The sequence below is a fragment of the Limnohabitans sp. 2KL-51 genome, from assembly GCF_003063645.1.
Lineage (GTDB): Bacteria > Pseudomonadota > Gammaproteobacteria > Burkholderiales > Burkholderiaceae_C > Limnohabitans_A.
This window is the reverse complement of record NZ_NESJ01000007.1, coordinates 192,746-210,511: the sequence shown is the minus strand read 5'-3', so window position 1 is coordinate 210,511 and position 17,766 is coordinate 192,746. Positions and strand designations below refer to the sequence as shown.

Below are 17,766 nucleotides of genomic sequence, written 5' to 3'. Positions count from 1 at the left end.
TGGATTTTCAATCTGCTTTGATGTTGGCCGAGCGCACGACAGCGCCCCATTTGGCGATTTCGTCCTTGATGTAGCTGGCAAATTGCTCGGGCGTGTCACCCACTGGCAAGGCGCCTTGCTGGTTCAATTTTTCGGCCACATCGGGCAACTTGAGAATGTCCACAATTTCACGGTTCAGCCGCATTACGATGTCTCTCGGTGTCTTGGCCGGTGCCACGATGCCGACCCACGAATAGGCTTCATAGCCGGGCAAGCCGCTTTCTGAAATTGTGGGGATGTCGGCCAGCGAAGGCACCCGCTTGGCGCTGCCCACGGCAATCGCTTTGAGCTGGCCCGATTTCACCTGGTTGATGACGGAGGGGATGCTGCTGTAGAGCATTTGAACTTGTCCAGCCAGCAAATCGGTCAAGGCCGGACCTTGACCTTTGTAGGGCACATGCACCGTTTGCACGCTGGCCATCGCGTTGAACAACTCGCCTGCCAAGTGGCCCGAGTTGCCGCTTCCGGGGGATGCAAAGAACAACTGTTTGGGCTTGGATTTGGCCAGGTTGATCAACTCCAGCGTTGTTTTGGCTGGAACCGAGGGGTGCGTGACCAGCAACAGTGGAAAGTTCACCATGTTGGTGATGGGGGCGAAATCCTTCAAAGGGTCATAAGGCAGTTTTTCGTAGAGGCTGGGGTTCACGGCCATGGGCCCAGCGGCGGCCACAGCCAGGGTGTAGCCGTCCGCCGGCGCTTGCATTAAGGCCTGCAGACCCACAATGCCATTGGCACCAGCCCGGTTGTCGATCACCACCTGCTGGCCCAAGCGTTCGTTGAGTTTTTGCGCCACCACCCGCGCAATCACATCGTTCCCACCACCCGGTGGAAACGGCACGATGATGCGGATGGGTTTGCTGGGAAAAGTCTGCGCCATCAGCGGTGAGGCAAAAGCCAATAACAGGCTAGACATAAGAGCTAGCAGGGGCTTGGTCATGCGGGTCATTGGAACTCCAGTGAGGTTGTGCAGATTTCAAAGAGGGATAACACCTGATACTTGCACAAAGACTGGAATGCGCTGTAATTTGGGCGACAAAACACAACAGGCTTTGCTGCTGACAGGGCTTTTCAGTGGTCACCCTGCACTGACACTTTCGGCCCAGTGTTTTGGATCCGGCGGTGCATGCAAAATAAGGCATGAATTCAATTTTGCGTACCTCGGTCAACAACGGCATCTGCGCCCTGCACAACCCCGCCGGCCTGCATGTGGGCAACTTCAAGTGGATCCAAGGCCAGTGGAAGTTCAAGGCTGTGGGTTACGGGCCGTCGGGTCAGGTGATGCCCGGCTACGGGCCTTTGACCGATCGGCACAACACCACGTTTGACCAACTGGACGAAGCCCTGATTCGGGCAGCGTTTTTCAAGGAGGAATGAGCATGTTCAAAGTCCACGCGGTTTCCGCTTCGCGTTTGCCCAAGTTGCTGCGGATCATGCCCAAAGCCGAGCTGCACATCCACATCGAAGGCTCTTTGGAGCCCGAGTTGATCTTTGCGCTGGCCAAGCGCAATGGGGTGCAACTGCCTTATGCCGATGTGGCCGCCTTGCGCAGCGCCTATGCCTTCACCAACCTGCAAAGCTTTCTGGACCTCTATTACGCCGGTGCCAGCGTGCTGCTGCACGAGCAGGATTTTTACGACATGGCCTGGGCTTATTTTGAAAAAGCTAAGGCCGATCATGTAGTGCGGGCCGAGCTGTTTTTTGATCCGCAAACCCACACGTCCCGCGGCGTGGCCATGGGCGCGGTCATCGAAGGCCTGAGCCGCGCTTGCCGCGATGCGCAAACCCAGTTGAACATCAGTGCCGATCTGATCTTGTGCTTTTTGCGGCACCTGTCTGAAGACGAAGCACTGGCCACGCTGGAAGAAGCCATGCCCTGGCGTGAGCACTTCATCGGCGTGGGCCTGGATTCGAGCGAGCTGGGCCACCCGCCCGAAAAATTTGTCCGTGTGTTTGCCCGCGCCCGCGAGCTGGGCTTGCACTGCGTGGCCCACGCGGGCGAAGAAGGCCCGCCCGCCTACATCTGGAGCGCTTTGGACGTGCTGCAGGTCGAGCGCATCGATCACGGTGTGCAGGCCATCCACGACGCCGCGTTGATGCAGCGTCTGGCCGACAGCCAGATGCCGCTCACGGTCTGCCCGCTGTCCAACCTCAAGCTGTGCGTGTTCAAAAGTCTGGCCGATCACAACCTGGGGCAGATGCTGGACGCCGGTCTGTGCGTGACCATCAACTCGGACGACCCGGCCTACTTTGGCGGTTACTTGAACGACAACTACCTGCAGACTTTTGCTGCTTTGCACCTGAACACCCAACAAGCCTACAAACTGGCCGCCAACAGCATCGAAGCGAGCTTTGCGCCCGAGGCGGACAAGCACCGGTGGTTGCATGAATTGAAAGCGTGTTTTCAGGGGTTTTCTGAACAGGACTGAACTTGCCCGCGCGGTGGTTAAAATTGTGAATGAAGCCCGCTGTCTCGGCGGGCTTTGTTTTGTGTATCACCGGGGCCATGTAGAGGACTACCATGTATAAAAACCTCGCTGTCACGCTTGTGGCCGCCTGCTTTTTCTTATCCGCCATTCAGGCGCAAACTCCCCATCAAGCGCCTGCCAAATCCACCGAGTCCATCAAGGCTGGTTTTGTCTATGTCTCGCCCATCACCGAAGCGGGCTGGACGCGTCAGCACGACGAGGGCCGCAAGGCGGTCGAGCGGGCTTTGGGCCATCAGGTCAAAACCACGTTTGTGGCCGATGTGGCAGAGGGCGCTGATGCCGAGCGCGTGATTCGTGACTTGGCCCAACAGGGCAATCAAATTATCTTCACCCCCAGCTTTGGCTACATGGAGCCCACGCTCAAGGTGGCCAAAGAGTTTCCGAATGTGAAGTTCGAGTCGGTCACCGGCTTCAAAACTGCCCCCAACGTGGCCGCATCGAACGCCCGTTATTACGAGGGCCGATACCTTGCGGGCATCGCCGCGGGCCGCATGACCCAAACGAATGTGGCCGGTTATGTGGCGGGTTTCCCGATCCCCGAGGTGCTGCAAGGCATCAACGCCTTCACCTTGGGCATGCGCTCGGTCAACCCAAAAGCCACCGTCAAGGTGGTCTGGCTCAACGCCTGGTTTGATCCACCGAAAGAGCGCGAAGCGGCCATGGCCTTGTTCAACCAGGATGTGGATGTGATCGCATTCCACACCGGATCGACTGCCGTGATGGCCGCGGCGCAAGAGCGCGGCAAGATGGCCGTGGCTTACCACTCCGACATGCGCAAAATCGGGCCTGATGCGCAGATCATTGCCGTGACCCACCAGTGGGGCGACTACTACACCGCCCGTGTTAAGGCGGCATTGGCCGGCAGCTGGAAAAGCGGCAGCGTGTGGGGCGGCGTGAAGGACGGCATGATTCGCGTCGGCGACTTTGGCCCCAAGGTGCCCAAGGCCGTGCAAGACGAGATTGTGGCCAAGCAAAAAGCCCTGGGCACTGGCAAGCTGCTGCTGTTTGCCGGCCCGATCACCGACAACGAGGGCAAGCTGGTGTTGCCCGCAGGACAGGCCCTGAGCGACCCCCAGATCCTGAACATGAACTACTTGGTGCAGGGCGTGTTGGGGCGCGTCGGCCGTTGAGCTTCTTGCAAGCGGCAAGCCCGGGCACCCAAGCCCGGGTCAGCCCCTAAAATAGCCCAATTCAACAAGGGCACACCATGAGCATCAAGAGCGACAAATGGATCCGCCGCATGGCGCAAGAGCACGGCATGATTTCCCCGTTTGAGCCGGGCCAGATCCGCCAGGACGCGACGGGTCAAAAAATCGTCAGCTACGGCACCAGCAGTTATGGCTACGACATCCGTTGCGCCCCTGAATTCAAGGTGTTCACCAACATTTACAGCACCGTGGTCGACCCCAAAAACTTCGATGAGCGCAGCTTTGTGGACATCCACAGCGATGTCTGCATCATCCCGCCCAACAGTTTCGCGTTGGCCCGCACCATGGAGTATTTCCGGATTCCGCGCAATGTGCTGACCATTTGTTTGGGCAAAAGCACTTATGCCCGTTGCGGCATCATCGTCAATGTCACCCCTTTCGAGCCTGAATGGGAAGGTTATGTGACGCTTGAGTTCAGCAACACCACGCCGCTGCCTGCCAAAATTTATGCTGGCGAAGGCTGCGCCCAAGTGCTGTTTTTCGAGAGTGACAAAGACGACGTCTGCGAAACCAGTTACAAGGACCGGGGCGGTAAATACCAAGGCCAAGTGGGCGTGACGCTGCCCAAAACCTGAGCCCTTGGCGCACTGGGCCGCTTATCTTTATTTTTGTATAAGCAAAGAACAAATCATTGGTTGGAAAGCCTGCCAATATTGGCCACAATGCCAAAGCTACAGGCTTTCAAGGTCGCCGCGCGCCGGTCTGCTGCTTTCGCATCGGCCCGATCCCGTGGCCTTTGGCAGGACAATCGTGCGGTATTTGAGACATTCGAAGAAAAGACACCATGGCCAAAACAGCACCAGTAGAAGACAACGTCCTGACCGAATCGGAAGAGGTTTTTGAAAAAGCCGCCGAGGTCTTTCGCGTCATGTCGGCCCCCATGCGCTTGCGCATCATCAGTGCCCTTTGCAATGGCGAAAAGAACGTGGGTGAGCTGCTCGCCGAGATCGACACCACCCAACCCAACATGTCGCAGCACCTGAACACCCTCTACCAAGCGGGCGTGCTGGGCAAGCGCCGAGAAGGTGTACAAATTTATTACCGCATCATCAACGACCGCGTGGTCACCCTCTGCCGAGCGGTGTGCGTGCAGATCGCCAGCGAAAGCGATTGAAAGATCGGCGTCAGTTTCAAGTCGGGTTTTCACGGGCATGGATTTGGCCTTGATGCGACTAATATCCATACTTAAGGAGAAACGAATGAAGAAACATCTGTTGTTGATGTCCGGTCTGCTGGCCTGTACCCTGAGCTGGGCCGAGGTCAAGGTGGTGTACCACCTGAGCGAAGGCATCCCCCAGGCATCACGGGCCATCGGCAACATCCGCAACCACCTGGCTGCCGACCCGACCGCCAAAATTGTGGTCGTCACCCATGGTCTGGGCATTGATTTTTTGCTCGACGGTGCCACCAACCAGATGGACCAGCCTTTTGCCGGCGGCGTGAGCGACCTGGTCAACAAGGGCGTGGAATTTCGTGTGTGCAACAACACCCTGGTGTCGCGCAAAATCTCTGCCAACAAATTGTTGATGGAAGCCAAAGTGGTGCCTTCTGGCGTGGCCGAAGTGGCCAAGCTGCAGGCCAACGAAAAATTTGTATATTTGCGCCCCTGATCGGCACGAAACGTTTCATTCGCCCCGTCTATTTTTTACGAGGATTTTTCCCATGAAGATTCAACACGCTTTGACAGCGGCCGCCCTGGTCGCCTTGTCTGGCCTGGCCCAAGCCCAGGTCGATCCGCTGCATGTGCGCAGCTGGGCCGCATCGTGCGCGGCTTGCCACGGCACCGATGGCCGTGCCCAGCCAGGCATGGAGTCTTTGGCCGGTGCCAATAAAGATGACATGGTCAAGAAAATGCTCGACTTCAAGGCTGGCCGCAAGCCTGCCACGATCATGCATCAGCTCGCCAAGGGCTATTCTGACGAGCAAATCGTCGCCATCGCAGGCTACTTTGCTGCACAAAAGAAATAAGGAAAACCGCCATGCAACGTCGTCATTTTTTGCAGACTGGCTCCGCTTTGGGTGCCATGGGACTGGTTTCGGGCTGTGCCACCGTGGGTGGCGGCAGCGGCCCCAAGGTGGTGGTCATTGGTGGGGGCTATTCCGGCGCCACGGCCGCCAAATACCTGCGCATGTGGTCTGAGCACAAAATCCAAGTCACACTGGTCGAGCCCAACGATGCCTTCATTTCTTGCCCCATCTCCAACTTGGTGATCGGTGGCAGCAAGACCATCGCCGACATCACCACCCCGTATGACAACCTGACCAAGCGTCATGGCGTGAAGGTGGTCAAGGACCGCGTTAACAGCATCGATGCTGACAAGCGCATCGTGAAGCTGGCTGGTGGTACCGAGTTGGCCTATGACCGCCTGATCGTCTCTGCTGGTATCGACTTCATGTGGGAAACCTTGCCTGGTATGAACAAGGGGGATGCCAAGGACAAAGTCATGCACGCCTGGAAAGCTGGCGCACAAACTGTCACCCTTCGCAAACAACTCGAAGCCATGCCGGACGGCGGCGTCTTCGCCATGTCCATCCCGCTGGCCCCCTACCGCTGCCCTCCCGGCCCCTACGAGCGTGCCTGCCAGGTGGCCGAGTACTTCAGCAAAGCCAAGCCCAAGAGCAAGGTGCTGATTTTGGACGCCAACGACGACGTGACCTCCAAAGGTCCGCTGTTCAAAAAAGCCTGGGCCGAGCGCTACAAAGGCATCGTTGAGTACCGTGGTAAGCATCGTGTGACCGATGTGGACGCCGCCACCAACACTTTGAAGTTCGAGTTCAACGACGACATCAAGGCTAACGTGCTCAACGTCATCCCCAATATGCGTGCCGGCGACATCGCCGTCAACGCTGGTCTGGCCACCGCCAACAAGCGCTGGTGCGAAGTGGACTTCCTCACCTTTGAATCCAAGGCGGCTAAAAACGTGCACGTTTTGGGTGACTCGATCCAGATCGCGCCGGGTATGCCCAAATCTGGCCACATGGCCAACCAGCATGGCAAAACCTGCGCCGCTGCTGTGGTGGCCTTGTTGATGGGCAAACAAGTCAACCCCATGCCCATTTACAACAACACCTGCTACAGCTTTGTCAGCTCGGAAGATGTGGTCCACGTCGCCAGCGTGCACAAGTACGACGCCGAGAAGAAGACCATGCTGACCGTTCCCGGCTCGGGTGGCGTGTCGAGCGCAGCCAACGAGCTCGAAGGCCGCTATGCCCACGCCTGGGCCCGCAACATCTGGGCCGACACACTGGCTTGATGGCGCTTGCCCAAAACGCCGCAGTCACCCGACTCGCGGCGTTTTTTTACGGCAAATTTTTCTGAAATTTTTCTCCCATGCGTTCGATGTCGAGGTGGATCATGAACACACGCTTTACCCTTGGCCGTTTGGCCCCTGCCGTTTTGTTGCTCTGCGCAGCCTGGTTGTCGCCATCGGCCATGGCCCAGGCCGATGAGGCCCGCGCCAAGAAGATCGTGGGCGGCTCCTGTTTTGTGTGCCATGGTGCCGAGGGCGAATCGTCCAGCGAAGTCTTCCCGCGCTTAGCGGGCCAGCACTGGGAATACACCGCCAAGCAACTCGAGAACTTCAAATCCGGCAAACGCAAGAGCACCGCCATGGCCGACATGGTGGCCAAGCTCACCCCCGATGAAATGGTGGCGCTGGGCAAGTTCTTTGAAAAGCAAACAGCGGCTACAGAGCCCGCCAAAGATGCTGGCTTGGCGGCTGTCGGCAAATACATTTATCACAACGGTAATAAGTTCAGCGGCCTGGCCTCGTGCGCCAGCTGTCACGGTGCCGAGGCCAAAGGCACCACGTCATTGCCGCGTCTGGCCGGGCAGTATTCGGGCTATACCGAAACTCAGCTCAAACAGTTCAATCAGCGTGAGCGCACCAACGACAACGCTGTGATGCACGCGATTGCCAGCAAAATGTCACCTTTGGAAATGGCCGCTGTGGCGGAATATCTGAGCGGTAAATAAGCGAGCTTTGTACAAGCGCCCATCCTGTGTGCGATGGGCGCTTGCTCTGCGCCCAAGCGCCAACTTATGGCCGCTTGAAACCCTCGGCGGGCAGGCTGGTCGGTTTGGCCGAAGCGCCACCGTCCAGCCAGCGGTCCGTCAGGCCCGCGCCTGTCCACATGCCCACCAAACTCAGCCAAGCGGTCAGCGCAAAAATGGCCCCACCCGTCACGCCCGCGCCCACGGCACAGCCGCCTGCCAGCATGGAGCCAAAGCCCATCAAGATCGCGCCACCGATGTAGCGGCGCATGCTGTAACCGTCTGAAAAACCCTCCAGCTTCCAGTCGCGGCCCACCAGTGCTCCGATCAAGGAACCGATAAACACCCCCGGCATCAGGCCAAAGTCAAAGCCCACAGCCGGGGCCGGCCAGTGCATCACCCGCATCAGCCACTCGGCCGAAGGGCCGCTGAACGTCAGACCCTGAATCTGCACCGGGTCAAAAGACTCAGCGGCCACCCATTGGCTAAAGCCCCATGCGCCCGCCACGGACAAACCTGTGCCAATGCCGCCCAGCCACATCCACACATTGCGCTGCGGGCTGCGCAGGGCAAAAAACAAGGCAGCAGCCAACCAGACGCCACCCATGGCCAAACCCGCCCAGTGGTTCATGCCCGTCAGGGCCAACAAGTCGCGTGGCGCCCCCCCCTCAACGGTCCACCAACTGCTGATGTGCGTGCGCAGCGGTGACAAAGCGCCGCCCAAAGCCGCTTGGGCCGTGACCGCAAAAATCAGACCCGATAGCAAGGCGCGTAAATTGCCATTGGCCGACAGCACCAGCAAACGGCTGGCGCAACCCCGCGTCATGACCATGCCCACGCCAAACAACAAGCCACCGATCAAAGCCCCCGAGATGCTGCCCTTGGCCGAAATTTGGCGCGCACTGCCTGTGTCCAGCCAACCCATCAACACCATCAACTGCACGCCAATGACGGCCGAGGCAAAAGCCAGCAGCCACACCGAAAGCTTTTCGCCAAACCGGCGGTGCCAAAACTCGATGACCGCCGCCCGCAGGCAAAAGCGAGAGCGCTGCGCTAAAAATCCAAAAGACAAACCCAGCAGGCCCCCTCCCGCAGCCAGCACGGTGCCTTGTCCATAGGTTTCCAACCATTGCGCCATCGACATGGTTCTCTCCATTCATATCAGTGATTGCTGATATGAAATGTACGCCTTAACCGGTAGTGCGCAATTGACGCGGATCAAGCGTTCAGATCGGCCAGCCCATGCTGCGGTTGATGCGCCAGGCCAGACCTGCGCCCAACCAGATCGCGATCAGGGTCAGCCAGGCTGTGAGCGAGAACACCGAGCCTCCGGTCATGCCCGCGCCCACCGTGCAGCCGCCCGCCAACACCGCGCCAAAACCCATGAGCACCGCGCCGATCAGGTAATGGCCCAACTTGTTTTCGGTCTTGAAGCCCTCGAACTTGAAGTCGCGCCCAACCAGAGCGCCCAGCAAAGACCCCAAAAAGGTGGCGGGCAGCAAACCCGCATCAAAGCCCAGGCTGGGTGATGTGGCGCTGGACAGCACCCGCATCAGCATCTCGGCCGACGCGCTGCTGAAGCTCAGCCCCTGAATCTGCACCGCTTCAAACGACTGCGAGGCAATCGCCTGCGTCAGGCCCCAGCCCAGCGCGATGCTCAGGCCCACAGCGATGGCCCCCAAAGCCAAGCCCCAGCGGCGCTGGTGCGTCTTGAAGAAAAAGTAAAACCCGGTACCCAAAGCCAAAAGCGCCAACACCAGCCCACCCGTGGGGCCGATGCCCGACAGCTGTAGAAAATCACGTCCTGCTCCGCCGTCGATGGGCCACCAGCTGGCCAAGGCCTGGCGTGCAGGTGCAAGCCATCCGGCAATGCTGGCTTGCACCGTGACAGCAAACACCAGGCCCGCGAGCAGGGCGCGCAAATTGCCATTGGCCGACAAAATCAGCAAACGGCTGGCGCAGCCGCGCGTCAAAATCATGCCGGCCCCGAACAGCAGCCCACCCAAAATGGCGCCGGAAATGCTGCCCAGCGAACCGATGTAACGCGAGGTCGAAGGCTGCAGCCATCCCAGCAAGACCAGCGCCTGCACGCCCACCAGCGCCGCCCCAAAAGCCAGCCACCACACGCTGAAACGGTCACCTGTTTTTCCCTCGCAACACTCCACCACGGCTGCCCGTGCACAAAACCGGGTGCGCTGAGCCGCCAGGCCAAAGATGAAGCCCACCAATGCACCTGCCATGGCCAGTACATTGGAGTCTCCCCAGGTTTCGAGCAAGCTTGCGAGATTCACGGATTTCTCCAATAATTCATTGGTTTCTTATATTAAAAATGCGGCGTCTGGCGATGCGTCAGCACGCCTCGCAAAACCCGCTATTGTCCACGGTCCGCAATTCAAGGCTTTCAACCTGACTATGTTTTCCTCGTCTGATCTGCGCCGTCGTGACTGGCTTTTACGGGTGGGGGTATCGTTTGCGGCCACCCCCGTTTGGGCCCAATCGGGCCGCGATGCCACCTTGCCCGCTGCCCAATCGCTGCCCGACGAACTCGCCCGCGCCCTCAAAAACAAGCAGCCCTTGATCGTCATGGTCAGCTTGGACGGTTGTGTGTTTTGCCGTCAGGCCCGGCAAAGCCACCTCTCGCCCATGGCGCGTGCAGGCACCACCATCGTGCAGGTGGACATGCGCAACAACCAACCCGTGCTCGACTTTTTGGGCAAGCTCACCACCCACGATCAACTCACACGTCAGTGGAAAGTATCCATCACGCCCACGCTGCTGTTTTTTGGGCCCGGCGGCAAAGAAGTGGCCGAGCGCATGGAAGGGGCCTACCTGCCCGACTTTTATGGCCCTTACCTGGACGAGCGCATGGCGCAAGGTCGCAAGGCGCTGTAAAGCTGAGGCGTCAGCTGGCGGCATGGTGCGCATGCTAGATTCAAAAGCATGATCCCCATCAAGATTGACTCGGCCTGGAAAGGCACCTCGGACTGCCGCAGCTGCGGCATCCGCGACATGGTGCTTTTTGCCGACCTGAACGAACAGGACTTTGGCGAAATCCACACCCCCATCGACGACATGGTGTTTGCGCCTGACACGGCGCTGTACACCGAAGGCCAAAGCGCCGTGGGCGTGTTCACGCTGCGCAAAGGCATGGTCAAACTGGTACGCACCACAGCCGATGGCCGCGAACGCATCGTGCGCGTGCTGCGCCCGGGCGATGTGATCGGCCTCGAAGCCCTGGCGACCGCCCGCTACGACAGCGAAGCCATCGCCTTGGTCGAGGCCCAGGTTTGCCGCATTCCTCTGGCGGTGCTGCACCACCTTGCGGCCAATTCACCCCGTCTGCACAAACGCCTGATGCAAAAGTGGCAGCACGCCCTGAAAGACGCCGACGACTGGCTGGCCGACCTGAACTTCGGATCGGCCCGCCAACGCGTGGCCGCCTTGGCCCTGAAAATGCGCGACCCCGACCAACCCAGCATCACCTCGTTTTTTGCGCGCGACGACATGGGCGCCATGCTCGACATCCAACTCGAAACCGTCAGCCGCGAGATCAGCAGCTTGGTGCGCGACGGCGCGCTGAAGCCCTGCGACAAACAGGGCCGGAGTTATGAAATTACGAACGAGTTGCTGTTGATACGCTGAGTGGGTTGACGGCGTGTCAATGTCGACTGATAGGGCCGAAGGCTGGAGGCTGTCATGGCCATGCAGGCTTGACTGGATCTCAAATGAGATACATAATGGGGCAAAATCCAGGAGCAACCGCCATGCCAACACACACTTCCATGCTCCACATCCGGGTGGACGATGACATCAAAGAGCAAGCAACGCAGGCCTTGACGGCAATGGGTCTGTCTGTGTCAGATGCGGTGCGTCTGTTTTTGCACCGAGTGGTCGTTGAGCAGGCTTTCCCGCTTGAACTCAAGGTGCCTAACGCCGAAACCCTTGCAGCCATGCAAGAGTCGCGTGACATGATGTCAGCACGTCGCGCACGCTTTGCTTGTGCTGACGAACTGTTTGCTGATCTTGACAAAAACAGCGGCAAGTAAACGTGCGGCACCACCGCGTGCCGCCGATTACACCAAAGCGTTTCTGAAGGATTGGCAACGCTTGTCGCATTCCGGGCGTTTCGATTTGGTGCGGCTCAAAGAGGCCATGATGCTGCTGATTGCCAACGATGCCCCTCTTGGCCCTGAATGGCTGGATCACCCATTAAAAGGGGATTGGGCCGATCACAGGGAGTGCCACATTGGAGGTGTTTTTTGTTGATCCACCAGATCGAGGCCAACACCATCAATTTTGTGCGCTCCGGAACGCACTCAGAACTTTTCAGCAGCTGAGTTCGAGCGCAGACACGTTGCTTCTGACTCAAAATTGATTTGCCTCAAGTCGTTTGCTTTTCAAGCTGCCAAGATGCCTTCTCTGCAAGAGGAGACACCATGGCAAAGAATCCCACCCCAACCCCCACCTGCGCTTCAACCCCAGCGCTGAGACGCCGCCAGTGGTTGCTGGGCTCGGCAGGCGCTGCCGTTTTGGCCAGCGCCGCACCGGCTGCCCAGGCGGCCAAAACCAAAACACAGGCGCACATCGTGATTTTGGGCGGTGGCCTGGGCGGCATTGCTGTGGCCAACCGGCTCCATACCCTGCTCGACGGGGCCAAGATCACCCTGATCGACCGCAAGGAAGAACACAACTACCAACCCGGTTACACCCTGGTGGCCACGGGTGTGTGGCCGGTGAGCAAGGTGCGCGACCGCAATGCCGACTTTCACCCGCCGCAGCTCAATTGGATCAAGGACATGGTCAGCGAACTGGACCCGGCCAGCAATGCGGTGGTCACGTCTTCGGGCCAGCGCGTCAAGTACGACTACTTGGTGGTGGCCATGGGCACGCACCAAGATTGGTCGCTGATCGAGGGCATGGATGTGAACGCCATTGGCCAAAAGGGGCTGACCAGCGTGTATCCCAGCCCCGAGGCGGCGCAGGCCACCTGGGCCAGCATGGACGCGTTTCGGCTCAAGGGTGGCAATGCGGTGCTGACGCTGCCCGCCACGCCGCTCAAGTGCGCGGGCGCCCCGCTGAAGATGACCTTCATGCTGCGCGACCGCTTGGCGCAGTCGGGCACGCTGGGCCAATCCAAAGTCACGTTTTACTCGGCGCTGGGCAATGTGTTTGGCGTCAAGGTGGTGAATGACAACGTGCTCGCGCGCTGGAAAGATCTGGGCATCGCGGTCGAGGCCACGCAAAAGCTGCAGGGCATCGACATCGGTGCGCAGCGGGCGCGTTTTGTCTCGCCCGAAGGCGCAAGCACCGAGGTGCCTTACGACTTCATCCATGTGGTGCCGCCCATGCGTGCGCCCGATGCGGTCAAGAATTCCGACCTGGCCTGGAAAGATGGCCCCTTTGCTGCAGGCGGCTGGCTGGAGGTGGACAAAGACACCCTGCAACACCGCCGCTACCCCAATGTGTTTGGCGTGGGCGATGTGAACGGCACGCCGCGTGGCAAGACGGCGGCCACCGTCAAAAAGAGCGCACCCATTGTGGCCGAGCATGTGGTGGACGTGATCGCGGGCCGCACGCCCGGCCAGAAGTTCGATGGCTACACCTCGTGCCCGCTGATCGTGAAAGAAGGCTCGGCCATGCTGATCGAGTTCGACTATGCGGGTAATCTCACGCCATCGCTTCCCATGATCGAGCCGCTGCAGGCGGGCTACTTTGCGTGGCTGATGAAATACCGGCTGCTCAAGCCTGCCTACATGGCGACGCTCAAGGGCCGGGTTTGAAGCCCATTCACAACATCAGGAGACGCACATGTATGAAATCTGGCTGGCGATGAACATCGCTTACGAAATCGCCTTGGGCCTCTGGCCCGCGCTGTTGCCTTTGGCACTGGTGTGGGCGGCGGTCATGGCGGTCAACCGCCAAAAGCTGGCGCAGGTCAGCGGCTCCGCTCTGGCGGCTGTGGCGGTGCTGGTGTCGCTGGCGGCGATGCTGGCTTTGCCGTCCTTGTCCCAGTCCACACTGTCTGACATGGGCTATTGGGTGGACTGGGCCGCTTTGCTGGGCATGGCCGCTGGTGTGGGCGTGGCGGCAGCGGTGCTGCTGTGGCCCGTGCTGGCGATGCGCAAGCGCTGAAGACGCCAAGCGTTCAGGTGGCCTTGGGCCAGTGCATGCCAAAGCGCTGCGCCAGGTGGCTTTCGGCTTCTTCGAGCATGAAGTAGCGAAACGCCTCGGCCGCAGGCGAGAGCATTTTGGATTGGGTGTGCACCACGTTCCATGAGCGCACCACGGGTGCGCCTTCCACATCGAGCATGCAGATCAGCTTGTGCTCCAGCTCCAGGCCAATGGTATGCAGCGACAAAAAGCCCAAGCCCAGCCCCGCCATCACGGCCTGCTTGATGATCTCGTTGCTGTTCAACTGGATCTTCATGCGCGGCTCGACGTGTGTGTCTTCAAAGAACTTTTCCATGGCGGCGCGGGTGCCCGCGCCTTTTTCGCGCACGATGAAGTCATAGGGGCGCAGGTCCTCCACACGCAGGTGGTCGCGCTGGGCCAGTGGGTGGTCCACGGCCGAGACAAACACATGCGGGTGCGCCGCAAAGGGCTCGGCCCGGGTTTGCAGCTCTTTGGGGGGGCGGCCCATCACGGCGATGTCGACCTCGCTGTTTTGCAGCATGCTGACGAGTTGGTCGCGGTTGCCGATCGAGATCTGGATGTCCACACCCGGGTGCAGGATGCGAAACTCGGCCAGCAAGCGCATCAAGAAATACTTGGCTGTGCTGACAAAGCCAATCGTCAGCACCCCGGTCTCGGCCCGCTGCAAACGGGCCGCGGCGTCTTCGGCATCTTTCACGGTGGCCAAAATTTTGCGGGCATAAACCAGCATGTACTCGCCCGTGGTGGTCAGACTCACTTGCTTGCCGCGCCGGTCAAACAGGGGCATGCCCACATGGCCTTCGAGTTCCTTGACCTGCATGGTCACGGCGGGCGGGGTCAGGTGCAGGTTTTCGGCGGCACGCACAAAGCTCAGGTGACGGGCCACCTCGTTGAACACGCGAAGTTGGCGAAAGGTGGCGTTTTTCATCGGGCAGGTCCTGGATCAAGCGGGGCAGGGCAAGTGCAAATTATGGACGGTGCTCAAACAACCAGGCCTTGAAGGCCAGGGCCGCTGGCGACTGGCGCTTGCCCCGGGGGTAGACCAGGTGCCAGCGCCGGATGAGGGGAAAGCCCACGACGTCGAGCTGAACCAGCTCGCCCAGGGCCAATTCGGCGTCGAGTGTGGAGGCCGACAACACGGCCAGCCCCAGGCCGCCAGAGACGGTTTTTTTGATCGCCTCGTTGCTGCCCAGCTCCAGCCGGTTGATGGGCGTCACGCCGTGTTCACTGAAAAAACGCTCCATGGTCAAGCGCGTGCCCGAACCTGGCTCGCGCATGATGAAGGGCTCGTGGCGCAGCCGCTCGGGGCGGATGCGGCGTTTGCCCGCCAGCGGGTGGGTGGGCGGTGCCACCATGACCAAGGGGTTGTCGGCAAAGGCTTCACAAAACACGTCCATGTGCTCAGGTGGTTGGCCCATGATGTAGAGGTCGTCCTGGTTTTGCGACAGGCGCTGCAGCAGGTTTTCGCGGTTGCCCACCACCATGGCCACGTCGATGCCGGGGTGTGCTGCGCAAAAACCGCCCAGCAGTTTGGGCACGGTGTACTTCACGGTGGTGAGGATGGCAATTTTCAGGCTGCCGCGCTCCACGCCTTGCAGCGCGGCCAGGTCGTCGCTGAGCAGGTCCATGCGCCGGGCGATGTCCTGACAGGCCTCGGCCAGGATCTTGCCTGCGGCCGTCAGGAAAATCTTTTTGCCCAATTGCTCAAACAAAGGCTGCCCCACGGTTTCAGCCAGTTGCTTGACCTGTAGCGACAAGGTCGGGGGTGAGAGGTGCAAAGCTTCGGCCGCTCGGGCAAAGCTGTTGTGTTCGGCCACGGCCTGAAAAATCCGCAGCTGGTGCAAGGTGGCGTGTCTCAGGTTCATTGTTTTATTAAAGTAAATGATGATGGTCTAAACATTTTACTTTTACTTATTGTCAGTCTGTCTAAAAATTCGCATCAGTTCAGAGCACCACGGTCCCACTTGCCCCCCGCAAAGCCTCGGTCACTTTGGGCCCATCCGCCAGACATTCAACTTTCAACAGGAGCACAACGCATGGCCACCAAAACCTACAACGCCGGTGTCAAGGAATACCGCAGCACTTACTGGGAACCCCATTACACGCCCAAGGACACCGACATCCTGGCCTGTTTCAAGATCACGCCCCAAGCCGGTGTGGACCGCGAGGAACTGGCCGCTGCGGTGGCGGCTGAATCGTCGACCGGCACTTGGACCACGGTGTGGACCGACTTGCTCACCGACCTGGACTACTACAAAGGCCGCGCCTACGCCATCGAAGACGTACCCGGTGACGACACCTGTTTTTACGCCTTTGTGGCCTACCCCATCGACCTGTTCGAAGAGGGCTCGGTCGTCAACGTGTTGACCTCTTTGGTCGGTAACGTGTTCGGCTTCAAGGCTTTGCGCGCTCTGCGCCTGGAAGACATCCGCTTCCCTATCGCCTACGTCAAGACCTGCGGCGGCCCACCCCACGGCATCCAGGTCGAGCGCGACATCATGAACAAATACGGCCGCCCCCTCTTGGGTTGCACCATCAAGCCCAAGCTGGGTCTGTCGGGCAAGAACTACGGCCGCGCCGTGTACGAATGCCTGCGCGGTGGTTTGGACTTCACCAAAGACGACGAGAACGTCAACTCGCAGCCCTTCATGCGGTGGCGTCAGCGCTTTGACTTCGTGCAAGAGGCCATTGAAAAAGCCGAGCGCGAAACCGGTGAGCGCAAAGGCCACTACCTCAACGTGACCGCGCCCACGCCCGAAGAGATGTACAAGCGCGCCGAGTACGCGAAAGAAATCGGCTCGCCGATCATCATGCACGACTACCTCACCGGGGGTCTGACCGCCAACACCGGCTTGGCCAACTGGTGCCGTGACAACGGCATGCTGCTGCACATCCACCGCGCCATGCACGCCGTGCTCGACCGCAACCCGCACCACGGCATCCACTTCCGCGTACTGACCAAAGTGCTGCGCTTGTCGGGTGGTGACCACCTGCACTCCGGCACCGTGGTGGGCAAGCTCGAAGGCGACCGCGCCTCCACCTTGGGCTGGATCGACATCATGCGCGACGACTTCATCAAGGAAGACCGCAGCCGCGGCATCTTCTTCGACCAAGACTTCGGCTCCATGCCCGGCGTCTTGCCCGTGGCCTCTGGTGGTATCCACGTCTGGCACATGCCCGCACTGGTCAACATCTTTGGTGACGACTCGGTCTTGCAGTTTGGCGGTGGCACTTTGGGTCACCCTTGGGGCAACGCCGCCGGCGCTGCCGCCAACCGTGTGGCCTTGGAAGCTTGCGTCAAAGCACGCAACGAAGGCGTGGCTGTTGAAAAAGAAGGCAAGGCTGTGCTGAGCGATGCCGCCAAGCACTCGCCCGAACTGAAGATCGCCATGGAAACCTGGAAAGAGATCAAGTTCGAATTCGACACCGTCGACAAGCTCGACATCGCCCACAAGTAACCCCCGAAACACAGTCAAGGACACACACCATGAGCATGCAAGACTACAACTCCCGCTTGTCCGATCCGGCCAGCCGCAAGTTCGAGACCTTCTCTTACCTGCCCGCGATGACCAAGGAAGAGATCCGCAAACAGGTGGAATACCTGGTCAAAAAAGGCCTGAACCCCGCCATCGAACACACCGAACCCCAGTACCTGATGGACTCCTACTGGTACATGTGGAAGCTGCCCATGTTCGGTGAAACCGACGTGGACAAGGTGCTGGCCGAATGCGAAGCCTGCCGCCAAGCCAACCCGGACAACCACATCCGTTTGATCGGCTACAACAACTTCACGCAGTCGCAAGGCGCGTCGATGGTGATCTTCCGCGGAAAAACCGTGTAAGTCCCCCCTTTGGAGCCTGCACCGCCATCCGTGGTGCAGGGTTCA

The 17,766-nt window shown here is 59.6% G+C and carries 21 protein-coding genes and 1 pseudogene; 17 read left to right on the top strand and 5 right to left on the bottom strand.

Going from position 1 to position 17,766, the window contains the following annotated elements; genetic code table 11:
- Positions 1–7: 7 nt before the first annotated feature.
- Complete coding sequence (locus B9Z49_RS09555) at positions 8–985, bottom strand: tripartite tricarboxylate transporter substrate binding protein (RefSeq protein ID WP_233254577.1); 978 nt, start codon at positions 983–985, stop codon at positions 8–10.
- Positions 986–1,176: 191 nt separating this feature from the next.
- On the opposite strand from B9Z49_RS09555, the gene B9Z49_RS09550 reads away from it, so the two are divergent.
- The 9 genes from B9Z49_RS09550 (at position 1,177) to B9Z49_RS09510 (ending at position 7,709) form a co-directional block, all read left to right on the top strand.
- Positions 1,177–1,413, top strand: a complete 237-nt coding sequence (locus B9Z49_RS09550) for a hypothetical protein (protein ID WP_108353200.1) — start codon at positions 1,177–1,179, stop codon at positions 1,411–1,413.
- A 2-nt stretch (positions 1,414–1,415) separates the two neighbouring features.
- Complete coding sequence (locus B9Z49_RS09545; protein ID WP_108353199.1) at positions 1,416–2,465, top strand: adenosine deaminase; 1,050 nt, start codon at positions 1,416–1,418, stop codon at positions 2,463–2,465.
- A gap of 92 nt (positions 2,466–2,557) precedes the next feature.
- Positions 2,558–3,655, top strand: a complete 1,098-nt coding sequence (locus tag B9Z49_RS09540) for a BMP family ABC transporter substrate-binding protein (RefSeq protein ID WP_108353198.1) — start codon at positions 2,558–2,560, stop codon at positions 3,653–3,655.
- Between the two features lie 77 nt (positions 3,656–3,732).
- A complete protein-coding gene (dcd, locus tag B9Z49_RS09535; protein ID WP_108353197.1) occupies positions 3,733–4,308 on the top strand; it encodes a dCTP deaminase in 576 nt (191 codons plus the stop codon).
- A 209-nt stretch (positions 4,309–4,517) separates the two neighbouring features.
- The gene (locus B9Z49_RS09530; RefSeq protein ID WP_108353196.1) at positions 4,518–4,847 is read left to right on the top strand and encodes a helix-turn-helix transcriptional regulator; all 330 of its coding nucleotides are present in this window, start codon (positions 4,518–4,520) and stop codon (positions 4,845–4,847) included.
- Positions 4,848–4,932: 85 nt separating this feature from the next.
- A complete protein-coding gene (locus B9Z49_RS09525; protein WP_108353195.1) occupies positions 4,933–5,343 on the top strand; it encodes a DsrE family protein in 411 nt (136 codons plus the stop codon).
- Positions 5,344–5,395: 52 nt separating this feature from the next.
- Positions 5,396–5,701, top strand: coding sequence for a c-type cytochrome (locus B9Z49_RS09520; protein ID WP_108353194.1), 306 nt, complete (start codon positions 5,396–5,398; stop codon positions 5,699–5,701).
- 11 nt (positions 5,702–5,712) lie between these two features.
- Positions 5,713–6,987: an FCSD flavin-binding domain-containing protein gene (locus B9Z49_RS09515; RefSeq protein ID WP_108353193.1), complete on the top strand. Its 1,275-nt coding sequence runs from the start codon at positions 5,713–5,715 to the stop codon at positions 6,985–6,987.
- Between the two features lie 101 nt (positions 6,988–7,088).
- Positions 7,089–7,709 (top strand): cytochrome c, encoded by a 621-nt coding sequence (locus tag B9Z49_RS09510; protein WP_228763311.1) that lies wholly within the window; start codon positions 7,089–7,091, stop codon positions 7,707–7,709.
- 64 nt (positions 7,710–7,773) lie between these two features.
- On the opposite strand, the gene B9Z49_RS09505 is transcribed toward B9Z49_RS09510, so the two are convergent.
- Together B9Z49_RS09505 and B9Z49_RS09500 are read right to left on the bottom strand one after the other, a co-directional pair.
- Positions 7,774–8,871, bottom strand: a complete 1,098-nt coding sequence (locus B9Z49_RS09505; protein ID WP_228763310.1) for a YeeE/YedE family protein — start codon at positions 8,869–8,871, stop codon at positions 7,774–7,776.
- Positions 8,872–8,953: 82 nt separating this feature from the next.
- Positions 8,954–10,018, bottom strand: a complete 1,065-nt coding sequence (locus B9Z49_RS09500; RefSeq protein ID WP_233254576.1) for a YeeE/YedE family protein — start codon at positions 10,016–10,018, stop codon at positions 8,954–8,956.
- Between the two features lie 121 nt (positions 10,019–10,139).
- Between B9Z49_RS09500 and B9Z49_RS09495 the strand changes: the two genes are divergently transcribed.
- The 6 genes and pseudogenes from B9Z49_RS09495 (at position 10,140) to B9Z49_RS09470 (ending at position 13,859) form a co-directional block, all read left to right on the top strand.
- Positions 10,140–10,619 carry a thioredoxin fold domain-containing protein gene (locus tag B9Z49_RS09495; RefSeq protein ID WP_233254575.1) on the top strand — a complete coding sequence of 160 codons (480 nt, stop codon included), beginning with the start codon at positions 10,140–10,142 and terminating at the stop codon, positions 10,617–10,619.
- A 48-nt stretch (positions 10,620–10,667) separates the two neighbouring features.
- On the top strand, positions 10,668–11,369 hold the full coding sequence (locus tag B9Z49_RS09490; protein WP_108353192.1) for a Crp/Fnr family transcriptional regulator: 702 nt from the start codon (positions 10,668–10,670) through the stop codon (positions 11,367–11,369).
- Positions 11,370–11,491: 122 nt separating this feature from the next.
- A complete protein-coding gene (locus B9Z49_RS09485) occupies positions 11,492–11,773 on the top strand; it encodes a type II toxin-antitoxin system RelB/DinJ family antitoxin (protein WP_233254574.1) in 282 nt (93 codons plus the stop codon).
- Positions 11,745–12,064: pseudogene (locus tag B9Z49_RS09480) on the top strand (type II toxin-antitoxin system YafQ family toxin). Before B9Z49_RS09485 ends, B9Z49_RS09480 begins: the two are co-directional and overlap by 29 nt.
- A 99-nt stretch (positions 12,065–12,163) precedes the next feature.
- Entirely contained in the window at positions 12,164–13,507 is a 1,344-nt protein-coding gene (locus B9Z49_RS09475; RefSeq protein WP_108353191.1) for an NAD(P)/FAD-dependent oxidoreductase, read from the top strand.
- 28 nt (positions 13,508–13,535) lie between these two features.
- Positions 13,536–13,859 carry a hypothetical protein gene (locus B9Z49_RS09470; protein ID WP_108353190.1) on the top strand — a complete coding sequence of 108 codons (324 nt, stop codon included), beginning with the start codon at positions 13,536–13,538 and terminating at the stop codon, positions 13,857–13,859.
- Positions 13,860–13,872: 13 nt separating this feature from the next.
- On the opposite strand, the gene B9Z49_RS09465 is transcribed toward B9Z49_RS09470, so the two are convergent.
- Both B9Z49_RS09465 and B9Z49_RS09460 read right to left on the bottom strand, forming a co-directional pair.
- Complete coding sequence (locus B9Z49_RS09465; protein WP_108353189.1) at positions 13,873–14,808, bottom strand: LysR family transcriptional regulator; 936 nt, start codon at positions 14,806–14,808, stop codon at positions 13,873–13,875.
- A gap of 40 nt (positions 14,809–14,848) precedes the next feature.
- On the bottom strand, positions 14,849–15,745 hold the full coding sequence (locus B9Z49_RS09460) for a LysR family transcriptional regulator (RefSeq protein ID WP_108353188.1): 897 nt from the start codon (positions 15,743–15,745) through the stop codon (positions 14,849–14,851).
- A 171-nt stretch (positions 15,746–15,916) separates the two neighbouring features.
- Between B9Z49_RS09460 and B9Z49_RS09455 the strand changes: the two genes are divergently transcribed.
- Both B9Z49_RS09455 and B9Z49_RS09450 read left to right on the top strand, forming a co-directional pair.
- A complete protein-coding gene (locus B9Z49_RS09455; RefSeq protein ID WP_089952944.1) occupies positions 15,917–17,338 on the top strand; it encodes a form I ribulose bisphosphate carboxylase large subunit in 1,422 nt (473 codons plus the stop codon).
- Between the two features lie 29 nt (positions 17,339–17,367).
- On the top strand, positions 17,368–17,721 hold the full coding sequence (locus B9Z49_RS09450; RefSeq protein WP_062402883.1) for a ribulose bisphosphate carboxylase small subunit: 354 nt from the start codon (positions 17,368–17,370) through the stop codon (positions 17,719–17,721).
- Positions 17,722–17,766 lie beyond the last annotated feature (45 nt).

Excerpts from the sequence above, each read along its gene's own strand:
- B9Z49_RS09555 (WP_233254577.1), bottom strand. The coding sequence starts at position 985 with ATGACCCGCATGACCAAGCCCCTGCTAGCTCTTATGTCTAGCCTGTTA.
- B9Z49_RS09550 (WP_108353200.1), top strand. The coding sequence starts at position 1,177 with ATGAATTCAATTTTGCGTACCTCGGTCAACAACGGCATCTGCGCCCTG.
- B9Z49_RS09545 (WP_108353199.1), top strand. The coding sequence starts at position 1,416 with ATGTTCAAAGTCCACGCGGTTTCCGCTTCGCGTTTGCCCAAGTTGCTG.
- B9Z49_RS09540 (WP_108353198.1), top strand. The coding sequence starts at position 2,558 with ATGTATAAAAACCTCGCTGTCACGCTTGTGGCCGCCTGCTTTTTCTTA.
- dcd (WP_108353197.1), top strand. The coding sequence starts at position 3,733 with ATGAGCATCAAGAGCGACAAATGGATCCGCCGCATGGCGCAAGAGCAC.
- B9Z49_RS09530 (WP_108353196.1), top strand. The coding sequence starts at position 4,518 with ATGGCCAAAACAGCACCAGTAGAAGACAACGTCCTGACCGAATCGGAA.
- B9Z49_RS09525 (WP_108353195.1), top strand. The coding sequence starts at position 4,933 with ATGAAGAAACATCTGTTGTTGATGTCCGGTCTGCTGGCCTGTACCCTG.
- B9Z49_RS09520 (WP_108353194.1), top strand. The coding sequence starts at position 5,396 with ATGAAGATTCAACACGCTTTGACAGCGGCCGCCCTGGTCGCCTTGTCT.
- B9Z49_RS09515 (WP_108353193.1), top strand. The coding sequence starts at position 5,713 with ATGCAACGTCGTCATTTTTTGCAGACTGGCTCCGCTTTGGGTGCCATG.
- B9Z49_RS09510 (WP_228763311.1), top strand. The coding sequence starts at position 7,089 with ATGAACACACGCTTTACCCTTGGCCGTTTGGCCCCTGCCGTTTTGTTG.
- B9Z49_RS09505 (WP_228763310.1), bottom strand. The coding sequence starts at position 8,871 with ATGTCGATGGCGCAATGGTTGGAAACCTATGGACAAGGCACCGTGCTG.
- B9Z49_RS09495 (WP_233254575.1), top strand. The coding sequence starts at position 10,140 with ATGTTTTCCTCGTCTGATCTGCGCCGTCGTGACTGGCTTTTACGGGTG.
- B9Z49_RS09490 (WP_108353192.1), top strand. The coding sequence starts at position 10,668 with ATGATCCCCATCAAGATTGACTCGGCCTGGAAAGGCACCTCGGACTGC.
- B9Z49_RS09485 (WP_233254574.1), top strand. The coding sequence starts at position 11,492 with ATGCCAACACACACTTCCATGCTCCACATCCGGGTGGACGATGACATC.
- B9Z49_RS09475 (WP_108353191.1), top strand. The coding sequence starts at position 12,164 with ATGGCAAAGAATCCCACCCCAACCCCCACCTGCGCTTCAACCCCAGCG.
- B9Z49_RS09470 (WP_108353190.1), top strand. The coding sequence starts at position 13,536 with ATGTATGAAATCTGGCTGGCGATGAACATCGCTTACGAAATCGCCTTG.
- B9Z49_RS09465 (WP_108353189.1), bottom strand. The coding sequence starts at position 14,808 with ATGAAAAACGCCACCTTTCGCCAACTTCGCGTGTTCAACGAGGTGGCC.
- B9Z49_RS09460 (WP_108353188.1), bottom strand. The coding sequence starts at position 15,745 with ATGAACCTGAGACACGCCACCTTGCACCAGCTGCGGATTTTTCAGGCC.
- B9Z49_RS09455 (WP_089952944.1), top strand. The coding sequence starts at position 15,917 with ATGGCCACCAAAACCTACAACGCCGGTGTCAAGGAATACCGCAGCACT.
- B9Z49_RS09450 (WP_062402883.1), top strand. The coding sequence starts at position 17,368 with ATGAGCATGCAAGACTACAACTCCCGCTTGTCCGATCCGGCCAGCCGC.